A 13,519-nucleotide genomic window follows, 5' to 3' on the forward strand; every position below is an offset into this window, starting at 1 on the left:
ATTACGCCTCCTCATCTTCTGGTAGTTCTATTTCACCTGATAGTAATTTGGGGAGTAAGGAATCTCGTAGATTTGAAAGTTCTAAATTTTCAATACCTTTTTCAGTTACCATATCAATCGTAGGACCTAAAACTTTGCCAAACTTCTCTAACATATCGATTGACGGAATAAGAACTTTAGCCTCATTTAAATGCTGTCTCTTAATATGCCCCATAGTTGTAGCCTTATCTTTTGCAATGCCTATAAATTTATTCATGTAAAACTTTGTCCATAGATAATAATACCATTTAGGAAATTTATTTGAAGTGACCTTAAATAGATGCTGATTTAATCCAGCGTCTCCTCCCGTCCAAATTTTAACTAATAAAGTTCCTGACCAAGAAAAAACAACATCACCATTCTCAATTTTAACTTCGTCACTGATGTCAATACTACATCTATCACTATTGGAATCAGTAAAACCTTGATTTAACTCTTTTATTTTAAGAACTGGTAAAGATTCTTCATCCTCATCTGGTCTAAATTTCTGCATTGCAAGTCCATTTTTATAATTAGCAATATCTGATAAACTAGTTGCTTCCCATCCTTCAGGAATTTTACCTAATTCACTATCAACCATCTTTCCACCACTGGATTTATATGGATTTTCATTTTCATCAGGAAATTCAAAATCAACAAACCATTGTTTAAACAATGTGGATGCTAGTTCTTCAAGATTAGAAATAATTTGATTATTTAATTCTATTTTATGTTGAAAATAAAATAGAATATCACCAATTTTCTCTTGTTTGTTATAAGAAGGAACTTCAAATTCTAAATTCATTATTGCATTTTTGTCTCCACGTGGCATCTTTGTTCCCTTAGAAGAAAGCACCATCTGATTAAAAAAACTATCTTGAAAAAGTAACGCGTACAAAAATCCATTACTTACGCCCTCTTTTGCTCTAAAATTCAATACATCAGCTGAATGTCCCCCATCCTTATTAGCAAACCAAATTTTTTTAAAATAAGGTCGAATATTTGATATAAGAATATCTCCATTTTTATAAGCATTGACTTTTTTTATTTGAGGTAATTTATCCGCAATACAAATCCCTGCTTTATTAGGTAATATGTTCTCTGTCGAAACATAATTACTCTCATCAACTTTATCAATCTCAATTTTTTCAGTACTGTAAAAAGCTAATTCTGAAAGTTTATATTTCATACCCAATCCCTCCAAGTGCTTTTCGGATATCTTCTTCTAATTGATGAGATTGGATAAATTGTTCTGATAACAACGTAGTTAATCGTTCCATCTTTTCTTCAAACGGCTCAGAATCTTCTATTTTCTCTTCTAACCCTACATAACGACCAGGAGTTAAAATATAATCTTGTGCCTTAACTGTATCTAATGAAGCTGATGAACAAAATCCTGCTATATCAACATATTCTTTGGCACTTGTCCCCTTCCAATCATGATAAGCATCTGCTATTTTTTTAATGTCATTTCTACTAAAAGTTTTTGTTGTCCTATCAGCCATGTAACCTTCGTTTCTGACATCAATGAAAAGAATCTCTCCTTGATGATTGCGTTCATTTTTTTTAGCTTTAGATTTTGTGACAAACCATAAACATGCGGGAATTGGAGTGTTATAAAACATTTGACTTGGTAAAGTCACGATACATTCCACTAAATCATTCTCGATTAGATTTTTACGAATTTCATATTCACTTTTTGTTGATGTAGACATACTTCCATTAGCTAATACAAAGCCTGCCGTTCCTTCTGGTGCCAATTTAGATATAATGTGTTGAATCCAAGCATAATTTGCATTATTTTTTGGTGGCAGGCCATATTTCCAACGAGAATCTTCTAATAGCTTTTCTTGCCCCCAGTCACTGATATTGAAGGGTGGATTAGCTAAAATGTAATCTGCTCTTAATCCTTTGTGAAGGTCATTTTGGAATGTATCAGCATTATGTGTGCCAATATTTCCGTCAATTCCTCTAATTGCAAGATTCATTTTACATAATTGCCATGTAGTTGGATTAAATTCTTGCCCATAAACAGAAATATCTCCAATTTTCCCCTGATGATTTTCTACAAATTTTTCTGATTGAACAAACATCCCCCCTGCTCCACAACATGGGTCATAAATACGTCCTGAATATGGCTCTAACATTTCAACCAACAAAGTAACTACTGGATTTGGGGTGTAAAATTCACCACCGCTTTTACCTTCAGCACCGGCAAACTTTCCAAGAAAATATTCATATGTTCTTCCTAAAGTGTCAGTTTTGCGGTTTTCTGAATCCCCTACTTTAATATTAGTAATTAAATCAACCGTTTCTCCTAAACGAGTTTTATCCAATTGAGGTCTTGAATAGTTTTTAGGTAATACATTTTTCAAAGATGGATTCTCTTTTTCTATAGCAATCATCGCTTCATCAATTGTTTCACCAATTTTTGGTTTTTTGGCATCACGATTGATTTTTTCCCATCTTGCTTCAGCAGGTACCCAAAAAATATTATCAGCCAAATATTCATCTTTATCTTCCGGATCCGCATACTCATCTTTGGTTAGCTCTTCATACTTTTCTTCAAAACTGTCTGAAACATATTTTAAAAATATTAATCCTAAAACAACATTTTTATACTCTGAAGCATCCATACTTCCTCTTAGTTTATCTGCAGCTGCCCACAGTTTATCTTCAATTTTAAGTTCTGCTGAGACCATTATTTACTTCCTCCTAATCATTGTCATACTTTACTATTATAACAGCTTTTAAGCATTTTTAGGACAGCAAAAAAACCCATTCAAAATAGAGTGGGTTTATCCGTTTGAAATTTTTGAGACATATGATAATGCAAAGCAATTGCTCTAGAATTCTCCTCTGTGTAAACTGAAAAATCATAGTTTTCCTTTAGCTCGTCCATCAATGCTTGTAATTTCTCATTATACTGTTTTGGATAATAATTCTTTTTCCTCAAATGATGGAAATCTTTTTCGATTTCTACGTAAGTACGTTTTGTATTCATTTTTAATGCATCATCCTTATTTAACTTAATCAATTATATCTATAAATACCAATAAATCAACTTTATTAACTTGTCCTCTTATCAAAAATACGCAATAGCTTCAATATCATTTGAATTAGTTTCTATAATAATTAGTTCACTTCCGTCATTTTCTAAAGTTTTTTCAACAATCGTTTGAACATTTTCTCTGAATATTTGGTTGCCTACATAATCATTCGGCAATGAATCTAACGCTAGTAAAGAGAAGATAGCTTGTTGATAACTCAAATTTGATTTAATAATTGTTACTCTGTCCTTCATGTTATTGACCTCCGTATCTTTTATAGGTCCAGAAGACTACCATCCTTTAAAACTATAGTCAATATGTGCTATGTAAAATTATCTGCGTATTTCCAATAAAATCTACTTAAAAATCGAACTACTTAAAAGCCTGTATTATTAAGGGTTTTATGATTGTTGACAAAATTAATAAATTATTGAAATATCAATGTTTCGAGGCACTATTTCCCAAAAAACACCTCTCACACCACACAAAGAAATTTTTGTGGGTAATTCTACGCTTATTTACATCTGAGAGGTATCTTTTATGTAGCAACCAGTTTTTGAGTAAATAAAAAGACCGAAAAGTCATTAAAACTTGCGGTCTTTTCAACTCTTTGGATAATATATAGTTATAGATATCAACTCTCTAACCCTTTCCTAAAAAATGAAAGATAAATCAATTATCAAATAATTATTTTCTCGTCAGAAATTTTTTCTTTCATGGGAAGTGACAATGTTTTTAAAATCGTTGGAAATTGTTCTGTTAAAATGTCTACAGCTTGACTAATGTCTCCAAAATCCAAAGCTCCATCATAATTTTTAGCAGACAAATACTCTGCCACACGCAATATATAAAATTCTCCTTTTTCTCTACTATTTATATAATCTGCAATATCCTTTAAAAATCGTTTATCTGAAATATCTGTAATAACAATTGGTTTCTCTAATTCCTTAAGATAGAGATTGGATTTTTCACGAAGTTCCAGTTCATCACTGGTTGATATAGGTAAGTCTTCTTTTATGAACATTCTCATTCTTTCTCGGTAAGGCTCACTTACTTGTAATATACACTGGTATTTCCGATAAAAATTCTTATACCATTGAGGAAATCTTTCTCCCTTGTCAAACTTCCGTAAAATACTGTCTAACACTTCATCAAGTTCTAATATTCCTTGCTCAATTTCCTTAGCGATATTTTTAGGAATCGAAGTGTGTTTTTCTAAATGATGTAAACTCAAATTTATCAATTCACCGCTTTTATTAGAACATAATACACACTGATATTTAATTTCTCTGCCACACTGACAAAACAACCGTTCTTTTTTAGATACGCCCTTATCCTGATAATGTAAACTTTCTTTATAATCGATAAATTCCCAATCGGTATCTTTCAAATATATTTGATTCAAAAAATAGTTTCTTCTATCTTTCAGTTTGTATTCAAATAAGACATTTCTTTGCGACGCCGTCATTTTCCCTAAAATTCTATCTCGTTGTATTTGATTAAGCACAAGCACTTTCTCCTTTCTTTATATAGCGTTTAATGGTACTTTCTGATAGATGTAACTGTTGAGCAATCGCTGAAATAGTAAGTCCTTTTTTTCGAAGTTCTATTGCTCTATTAATTAACTTTTGCTTTTTCTCTTGATTCATGGCTTTTGTAGATAAATATGCTTCTTTTTTTCGCATATTCTCTTTTTGCCGTTTTTCTTCTATTTTTTTCTTCTGAACATATCGTTCTCGTTCTTTTTGATTTTTCCTTTTCTTTTTTATTTGAGGATTTATCATGGTTTTAAAGCTATTTTGTTCTTTTTCTGAAATATTTAATTTTTGAATCAGATAGGTATTTGTAAATTTATATGCTTCATTTTTAGAAAATGAACTTTTTACAATCCGTTTTATCTCGCTATCAGATAACGGATTCACTAGCGTGGCATTCCAGCTTTCAACTGTATCCATAATTGATTTTTCTGAATACTGAAGTTCCATTAAAAGATTGGCATAGATAAAGAAAAAATCATTTCTGTGACCTGTCAATTGATAATTTCTTTGTTTTATTAACTGATTCAAATCATGGATTCTTGCGGTATATAAGCTCCGTTTACTAAATTTTTTTCTTACTCCAGAAAATGTATCGCTATCTTTTTTCTGAGATTTTCTTTTACTTCGATAGCTACTTTTTATCGGATAATCAATTAGAATCATATTATTTTTCTTCTTTTGCTTTTCTATATCAGCATTAAATTGAAGTTGAAAATAGTCTCTAAAGACGCTTAGTTCATAGTCTTTCTCATCGTCTACATAAATGATTGATACGTGTTGATTTTCTTTTCCTTCTTTTTTATTTATTGTGCCTGCAATTCGTAAGTGGCGGCTACAATCAATCAAATAATCAGCTTTCAACTCTTTAAATAAACGGCTTAATTTTGTTTGAATCGATTTATATAAAAATGTCACACTAGGATGATTCACTTCAACAGGAGTGATTATCCAATATAAATGTAACCCACGACCGCTATTGACAACTAGACTGGGAAAAGGAAATTGTTTTTCTTCTAAAAAAGGTATTACTTTTTGTTGCCAAAAGTCTTCGCTTTTCATACACCATTTCTTTTCCGTATCAATATCGCAATAAAAGGCATTGACCGCTCGTAAATTTTCTTCTCTTCTGGAACAATATCTAAAGCTATTAATGCTTAAAAAGACATTTTCATACACATTTTTATAGTCGAGATTTATCAGAGCTTCTTCTGTATTGAGAAAATCAATACTTTCATAATGAACATTTCCTTCACTATCTCTTATCTCATAACTAATGATTCGATGAAATATCATGTTATAGGTTAATCTTCTAACATAGTATTCTAAATCTGATTCTCCTAATTTCCTAGTAGGTATTCTTTCCCCCATTCTCATTTCATATTCTTCTGCAAAATTTTTTATGATTACTCCCTCCATATTAGTTATTATTAAGTATTTAATTTATTTCTTTAGAGAATACATATATGTATAAGTGCAGGATGAGAAAAGATGCACAGTATCAATAGTTATTTACATTATTTTTTTCTTAACCTTTACTTTTTTCAATAATATGCACTCTATTAGCGATGGAAAATTTTTGACCCTATTAAAATCTATCCCCCTTTTTCTTTATGTTTAAAAAATCCCATCGACATCCATATAATAACACTATTATCTATTATGTAAATAGTTAATCTTAAATTCTATACAAGAATTTTTTTATGGTGTATTTCTTGTATAATCGATTTATACCAAAAAAAATATATTGTCAATATTTGAAAAATGCCTAACAAACCCTTTTATTACAACGATTTTGTTTATAAAATAAAAGTGTTGTGAGATATACAATAGTTTTGTTCACAGCTAAATAAAACAAATTAACAAAAGTCAAAAACACCATCTTCAGTTGGCTAACTCCAGAAATAAAATAACAATAAAAAAATTATATTTACACTTTTCAAATTGTTTTTGTAAAACCATGCTTTTTTATCGACTTTAAACATTCTTAATAATTTCTTAAAACATTCGAAATTAACTGTTTAAGCGGTGCATCACCCATAAATATTTCTTCGTATTGTCTGAGAGGGATTTTTCCAAAAATAAATCGTTAAAATGTTGATGTTTCAACATCCTAATGTTTTTGTCAATAAAGAGAAACGAGTTGATTTTATTGGTTTTTTTCAATGCCGATTTTTAAGTGGTTTCTATCATAAATGTTTAGATAAATTTTTGAGTGAAAAAGAGGCACGATTTTACTCACACCTCTTCCAGCAATTCCCTATTCACTCTTTCCATATATTTATTCCATAATGCCATGACTAATTTTCCAGACAAAAGTAATTTTTCTTGTTCAATTCCTGCTAATCCTTCAAATTCTTTATATAGCACATTTGCCAACTGATTCACTACAATTTTAGGAATTGTTGCATTTGATTGATAATACGTTTTTCTAATCTTGTGTTGAACAAATTTCTTTTTGGCTAATTCATCCACTAATTTTCAATACTCCTAGGCTACCATTTACTTCTTCTCGGTAGCTGGCTAGATTGTCATTGGTTAGCGGGGATATATAAATATATTCTGTTTCTTCCAACACATTCCCTTGTTCATCAATTATGCTGCAATTCCCACCTTCAGATTCTTTCATTGCTGATAATCCATTATCATTAAATCGTTGAATGTTATAAGCAAATGGTTCTTTGACTATTTCTGCAGTGTTTACGTTAATCAAACCATATTTTCCATCTTTTTCTAACTTATATGGAGCAATTCCGTTGGCATTTGGTTTCTTAATTTCAAAAGCGAACGGTTCTTTGATAACTGTTCCATCAGATGATATAATCCCTTTTTTGCGTGGAGTAAAATCTATACTTGATGGAGTAGAATCATCGGGTATTACTTTTTCGTTTAAGTCTTCGTAGATATAATTTTCTGCTCCACCAATATCTCCCATAAATTCACCATCACCAATATTTTCTTCAATTCCATAGTCAGTAAATTTAAGAATATTAATATTTGATGGATAATTGTAGCTCACATCAGAATCCAAATCATAAAATGTCCAAATCGCAGGATCATCTACTAATCCAGTAGTGTATTGTCTGATAAATAGACGGTTTTTATCGTTTATATTTGTTGCTGTATCTAGTTTCACTGTATTGATTGTTTTAGCAGCAATGTTTTTTTCACCGCTACTGTTATCACCACTATCTTTTAATTTAGCATCATAAATCTGAACAGAAGTATCATTAACTATTTTTTTATCATTCATTTGGTCAAGAAGTGTGAAATAGCCATTTTTATTTATATCTCCCGACATACTTCCATGTGCTGTTGAAAACCTCTTTTCTCTGTATCCGTTAGCTAAATAATTAATTGTAACTCCTGACCCATCACGATAAGGAATAATTTCATATTTACCAGAAGTTAATGTATTTATTGACACGTCATTATCAGTTGTTCGCTCCCCTAGACTAATCTTTGCTAATTCAGCATTTTCATCTAAATAAGTGGAATATACTTCATCTTCATGAACATCCTGTTCTATTACTGCTGTTCCATTTACCTTTTTTGAATAACCTGTTTCTAACGAATGAGCCAGTTCATCTCTTTTCATATCAGCATTTAAAATAGAATTTTTTTCATTTAATTCCGTATCATAAATCGTCCAATTATACGAACTATCGTCTCCAGTTTGAGCAATAACTAAACCATTTTGAACATAAATAGCATCATAATCTGTAGCTGTTTTTTCTATAATAATTGATTCTTTTTCCTTAATTTGTTCTGTCGATTCAAGCGTTGACGATTGAGAACTTCCTTCACTTTCTTGAGTGTCTTGTTTTTTATCGCAAGCACTTAACACAACAAGTATTAATAAGCTCATACTTGTTAGTTTTATCCATTTATTCATTTTAATCACCACACCTATCTTATTATTTACTTACTTTCACACCAATAAATAGAGCTACTGCGATAAAACCAAATAAAAAAATTGGATGGCTCATCAAAAAATTGAAACCTAATACCAAAATCCCAATGATAATAGCAAATCCAATAAGCCAACTTATACTGGCTGTTAAACAACCACCTTCCTGTTTGTCAGGAACCTCTATCATTTCTTGAAAGATTTTTCCACCCTTTAATGCCACAAAATCAACCCTTTCTTTATTTTAGCTGCATGAATGAAACGTTCGTTTAAGACCAACAAAAAAAGCTGATACTTCTGAAAAGAAAACATCAGAGTTATCAACTGTTCTATGTATTTATATTTTTTTAGGCTCTATCGGTAACAAACGAACGTCTCTTACCGGCAATTATTATACCAAATTAAGTAGAATAATGAAAAGCGTTATCTGGTCAATTGATACCGTTTTTTTACATTATACACGGTTTTAATACATACATGACATTTTTCGGCAATTTCTTTCTGGGTTAAATCAGTTTCTGTATATAACTTTTTAATTTTATTGACAGTTCTTCGGTCTAATCCCTGATTACCTAATCTCACGCCATTTTCTTTGAGAATTGCCAGTGCTTCTTTCGTCCGTTCCGATATATAATCGGCTTCAAGCTCGGCAATCGCCGATAATATAGTAAAAATAACCTTCCCCATCGGTGTCGATGTATCAATATTTTCTTTGATACTAATCAAATTGATTCCTCTTTCTTGTAGCTCGCTCATGATATTGACCAATTGCTTGGTGGAACGTCCTAATCTGTCTATCTTATAAATAATCAGCGTATCTCCTTTTTCTAATTCCCTCAGAGCTTTATCTAATTCTTTTCGATTCTCTTTCCTTCCTGACACTTGTTCGATAAAAAAAACATCAATTTTATAACGAATAAGTGCTTCTTTTTGAACTTCTACACCTAAATTTTGTGAATTTTTACTAGTTCTAATATAACCGATTGTTTTTGTCATAATGATTCTCCTCCTTTCGTCTATAAATTTTAGTGTGCTACGCTATTCAAATTCAAAAATTACCTGACTATCACAGTCAGGGTTTAAAAATAATAGTACAGGTGATAGTATTCTGGATTGTCTTCTATATCAAGGTTATCTTTAATTATTGCATCATCCCCCACCGTTGTCGAGAAAATCACTTATGTCTTTACTTTTATATGGAAACGTTCTATTTAAAGTTGTTTTATACCGCTTTCAGGAATTGTTAGCAGAAAAACTCTTATTTTGTCAACAACTCGAAACACAACATTCAAATTTTCATCTTTATTCTTATGATGCTATACTGGAGCGGGAATGAAGGGGTAGATACTTTTAAATTTGGGATACTTTCGAGGGATAGTTGCGAGAACCAATTCCTTTATTCTATCATTCATGCCCTACATTGCCCTTTCTTTTTAGGCTCCGTAACCCCTACATCATCCTTAATAAAAGGCTGTTTTCCAAAAATCAAATGATAACAAAAAGATAACTTTTGGCATAACTTTTTTAAAACTCTATCATTTTTGATGCTGTTTTTTAAAAAATCGAATGGAAACCTCCATAATTTTTTTAAATGCTTGCCAAATGGAAAATCTTTAAATTCCAATAGCCTATTGCTCTACTGTTCTGATGGATAAAAATAAAGGATTCTTTCGAGAATCACTATTTTCGTTTTTGAAATAGCAAAGCTAAATAATCACTATATAAAAAATAATGGAGGGAGTGAACATGAACACACCAATTGTAAACAAAAGAGCTATTGATTCAGAAGAATTATTTCAAATAATAAATAATGCTGAAGGGATTTATCAATCAACTTTAGAAAAAATGCTTTTATGCAATCGAATCAGTTTAGCATCACGACTAGACACATTGAAAAGACAAAAATGGATTCAACAAGAGAGATTTCACAAACAATTTGTTTATACCAATAACTTTGACTTAAAGAACTTAAAAACATTAGATGCTCAAGCAAACATCATTCAAAAATTACACACATTTAATATCTATGTAGACAAGATAACCGTCTTTACTAATTCAAAAAAACAAAAAGAATTGTTTCTATCAACACATTCGTCAGGAAGAACATGTTTTAAAACAATAACAAGGTTAAAACAACAAGCTAATCAACTCATTAATCAATTACCATATGAGTCTGCTGAATCTGATTTTTTCGTCGAATGTGTAAAAAATGAACTAACAAAATTTCCTATCCTCGCTTCAAGTATGACGGAGGAATCGAAAAACAGCTACTATACAGCTTCTTTAGATACCATAGAAATTTTGACAGTTCCTACTATTGAATTCCTTCCGTTTCTCAAATCTAAATTAGATGATTTTTCTTACAGAAATATTGAGAGAAATACCCATTATATCCGAGAAGATATCCTTGTTTACATTGAGCAAATAGATAAGCTTATTTATTTTAAAAAGAATGAACACAGAGAATATGAGTTTAATCAAATAATTTCCATTATGGATTTTTACTACTTTTTAGCAAAATATTCTCACTCGAAAGATTCTGTCTATTTTTCTTTATCTAAAGATGAATTTGACAATGCTCACACTTTGTATCGTAAAAGCGAGGAAAACAAACAAAAATTTAATACTGTCCAAATAAAAAAGGACAAACAAAAAGCACAATCTTAATCGACTGTGCCTTTTTATTTAAACGGGTCAAAATCTTCTAATTTCGCTTTGATATCGTCTTCTTCAATACCAGCATATCTTAAAGTTACTGCTTGGCTACTGTGGTTTAAAATTTTCATTAATGTTACAATATCTCCTCGATTATGCTTTAGAAAGAAATAAGAAAAAGTCTTTCTTAGTGTATGTGTGCCAATATAATCTAACCCCATACTATCAGCTACTTTTTGCATGATTTTGTAATATTGATGACTTGCCAAGGGTTTACTTCTATCTGAAGGACTTGGAAATAACCATTCTGATTGAGAATCATGTTCTTCATTTAAATATTCAATAATAGATACGGTCAATCTGTTTAAATGCAACGTTCTTCTTTTTCCTGTTTTTTGTTCAATAATTTCTGTTTGTGTTTTATTTTTCACGTCAGAAACCTTTAAATTAAGTATATCTGAAATCCGTAACCCTGTTTTAATTCCGATTGCCATGATTAGATAGTCTCGTTTTCCATGCTTCCCTTTTTTTAACTCTTTTCCAAATTGGTTCAGGACCTCTTTATTTTTTATTGGTTTTACATTTATCATTTTTTGTCCCATAATTTGCCTCCCTTATTTCTATTTTGGTGGATACTTTTATTAATTTCTGATACAAAAGTATCCATCACCCTATAAATCAAAAATGAAACATTAATATAATAGGATTCGTGATGGATACTAATTGAAGAAGTATCCCTTTCATGGTCCGTTATAGCATCACAATTTGATGGTTGCAAATTTGTAGAACATCCTCGATATCCACTCTGAAGTGAGGTATAATCGCTGCACACTTCTTCAGAATGGAGCGATTGGTTTGGCTAAAATAGAAAAATACATAAAGAAAAATGGAGCAACTGCCTATAAATTTAGGATTTTCCTTGGGTTAGACTACCTTGGTAGACAAAAATATATTAAAAAATCTGGATTCCCGACAAAAAAACAAGCACTTGAAAAACTAGCTGAAATAGAAGGGAAAATTGAATCTGAGCAAAAATATATTCAATTATCATTTCAGGATATGTATAAAGAATGGTTGATTACCTATAAAGATTCTGTCAGATTGGTTACATACAATAGAACAATTGATTTGTTTAGATTAAAAATATTACCCATTTTTGGTAAAAAATATGTTGATGAAATAACTACAGAATTTTGTCAGCAAATACTAAATAAGTGGGCAAAAGAATATCATAAATACAAAGCTTTAAAAGGTTACACACAACAAATTCTTGATTTAGCAGTAAAAAAAGATTTAATTCAAAAAAATCCTATGCGACTATGCACAATGCCAAAGATAAATAAATCTCGAATGAATATTGCTAATACTGTCGAATTATCAAGTGATAATACCGAAAATTACTATGATAAGAATGAATTGAATAATTTTTTGGATGTGTTGGAGCAGAACTATGATTATATGTGGTTTACAGCTTTTCGATTATTGGCTTTTACGGGGATGAGGAAAGGCGAACTGATGGCTTTAAGATGGTCTGATATACGTGCTGACAGTATTATCGTAAATAAATCAATGACGATGATTAAACGCATTGCTTACGTATCAGACACTAAAAATGAACAAAGCAATAGAGTAATTAGCATCGACCCTACGACTTCTAATATTTTAAAAACTTGGAAAGAGAAACAACAGGCACGCTATATTAATGTTAAGGATAATCATTTAGTATTTACAAGAGATATTCCATTAAAGAATGAAAAAGACCAACCATTCGACCCAGATTATCTTAATAGATGTATGAAAACAATAACCAAAGAAAATAAAGAAATAAGAGAAATTACAATTCACGGATTTAGACATACTCATTGTTCTCTATTATTTGAAGCAGAAGCAACACTCAAAGAAGTTCAAGACCGATTAGGACACGCTAATAGTGATATAACTTTAAAGATTTATACTCATGTCACAACTGAAACTAAAAGAGAAACAGCAAATAAACTTGCTTTATACTTAGATAGCTAAGAAGCTAGTTCATACGAATTAGCTTCTTTTTTAGTTCAACAAAAATAAATTTTCTATTCACCTATTAAAGACTTTCTATACATTCTAAACCAACAAAAGATACATAAAACACAATGTTTTACGTCCCAAAGGTAAAAATCATAATTCGATAACAATTTTATACTTTCGCATTACCTAACACTGCTAAAAACATAGTAAACATTAGAATTAAATAAAATTTAAAAATAACAGATTTTTCCAAGTCTCGAAAACAGTTTATATAGAAAAGGGTCTGTAAAATAGACCCATTTTTTAAGAAATTTAGCTAAAAAAAGACACCATCCAAATAGATG

General features: G+C 30.6%; 14 protein-coding genes. 2 read left to right on the top strand and 12 right to left on the bottom strand.

All coding sequences use genetic code 11. From position 1 onward, the window contains the following. Nucleotide 1: 1 nt before the first annotated feature. The 11 genes from IGI38_RS23255 to IGI38_RS23305 all read right to left on the bottom strand — a co-directional run bounded on the left by IGI38_RS23255 (nt 2) and on the right by IGI38_RS23305 (nt 10,137). On the bottom strand, nt 2-1,207 hold the full coding sequence (locus tag IGI38_RS23255) for a restriction endonuclease subunit S (RefSeq protein WP_061053470.1): 1,206 nt from the start codon (nt 1,205-1,207) through the stop codon (nt 2-4). Continuing rightward, the gene (locus tag IGI38_RS23260; RefSeq protein ID WP_061053471.1) at nt 1,197-2,720 is read right to left on the bottom strand and encodes a type I restriction-modification system subunit M; all 1,524 of its coding nucleotides are present in this window, start codon (nt 2,718-2,720) and stop codon (nt 1,197-1,199) included. Before IGI38_RS23260 ends, IGI38_RS23255 begins: the two co-directional genes overlap by 11 nt. A gap of 80 nt (nt 2,721-2,800) precedes the next feature. After that, complete coding sequence (locus tag IGI38_RS23265) at nt 2,801-3,022, bottom strand: hypothetical protein (RefSeq protein ID WP_061053472.1); 222 nt, start codon at nt 3,020-3,022, stop codon at nt 2,801-2,803. Between the two features lie 81 nt (nt 3,023-3,103). Then, on the bottom strand, nt 3,104-3,322 hold the full coding sequence (locus IGI38_RS23270) for a hypothetical protein (RefSeq protein ID WP_061053473.1): 219 nt from the start codon (nt 3,320-3,322) through the stop codon (nt 3,104-3,106). Nucleotides 3,323-3,747: 425 nt separating this feature from the next. Further along, entirely contained in the window at nt 3,748-4,575 is an 828-nt protein-coding gene (locus IGI38_RS23275; protein WP_061053474.1) for a hypothetical protein, read from the bottom strand. Next, nucleotides 4,568-6,022 (bottom strand): primase C-terminal domain-containing protein, encoded by a 1,455-nt coding sequence (locus IGI38_RS23280; protein ID WP_082741542.1) that lies wholly within the window; start codon nt 6,020-6,022, stop codon nt 4,568-4,570. Before IGI38_RS23280 ends, IGI38_RS23275 begins: the two co-directional genes overlap by 8 nt. Before the next feature lie 819 nt (nt 6,023-6,841). Further along, entirely contained in the window at nt 6,842-7,078 is a 237-nt protein-coding gene (locus IGI38_RS23285; RefSeq protein ID WP_061053476.1) for a hypothetical protein, read from the bottom strand. Next, complete coding sequence (locus tag IGI38_RS23290; RefSeq protein WP_061053477.1) at nt 7,071-8,498, bottom strand: hypothetical protein; 1,428 nt, start codon at nt 8,496-8,498, stop codon at nt 7,071-7,073. Before IGI38_RS23290 ends, IGI38_RS23285 begins: the two co-directional genes overlap by 8 nt. Before the next feature lie 22 nt (nt 8,499-8,520). Beyond that, on the bottom strand, nt 8,521-8,736 hold the full coding sequence (locus IGI38_RS23295; RefSeq protein ID WP_061053478.1) for a hypothetical protein: 216 nt from the start codon (nt 8,734-8,736) through the stop codon (nt 8,521-8,523). A 200-nt stretch (nt 8,737-8,936) separates the two neighbouring features. Further along, nucleotides 8,937-9,509 carry a recombinase family protein gene (locus tag IGI38_RS23300; RefSeq protein ID WP_061053479.1) on the bottom strand — a complete coding sequence of 191 codons (573 nt, stop codon included), beginning with the start codon at nt 9,507-9,509 and terminating at the stop codon, nt 8,937-8,939. 412 nt (nt 9,510-9,921) lie between these two features. Next, entirely contained in the window at nt 9,922-10,137 is a 216-nt protein-coding gene (locus IGI38_RS23305) for a hypothetical protein (protein ID WP_061053480.1), read from the bottom strand. Between the two features lie 122 nt (nt 10,138-10,259). Between IGI38_RS23305 and IGI38_RS23310 the strand changes: the two genes are divergently transcribed. Then, nucleotides 10,260-11,180 carry a hypothetical protein gene (locus IGI38_RS23310; RefSeq protein WP_225869332.1) on the top strand — a complete coding sequence of 307 codons (921 nt, stop codon included), beginning with the start codon at nt 10,260-10,262 and terminating at the stop codon, nt 11,178-11,180. A gap of 14 nt (nt 11,181-11,194) precedes the next feature. On the opposite strand, the gene IGI38_RS23315 is transcribed toward IGI38_RS23310, so the two are convergent. Next, nucleotides 11,195-11,770, bottom strand: coding sequence for a tyrosine-type recombinase/integrase (locus IGI38_RS23315; RefSeq protein WP_061053482.1), 576 nt, complete (start codon nt 11,768-11,770; stop codon nt 11,195-11,197). Between the two features lie 253 nt (nt 11,771-12,023). On the opposite strand from IGI38_RS23315, the gene IGI38_RS23320 reads away from it, so the two are divergent. Further along, nucleotides 12,024-13,187: a site-specific integrase gene (locus IGI38_RS23320; protein ID WP_061053483.1), complete on the top strand. Its 1,164-nt coding sequence runs from the start codon at nt 12,024-12,026 to the stop codon at nt 13,185-13,187. The last annotated feature ends 332 nt before the right edge of the window (nt 13,188-13,519 follow it).

Origin of the sequence: Enterococcus sp. AZ128 (genome assembly GCF_051714485.1) — a bacterium.
Classification (GTDB): Bacteria; Bacillota; Bacilli; order Lactobacillales; family Enterococcaceae; genus Enterococcus_A.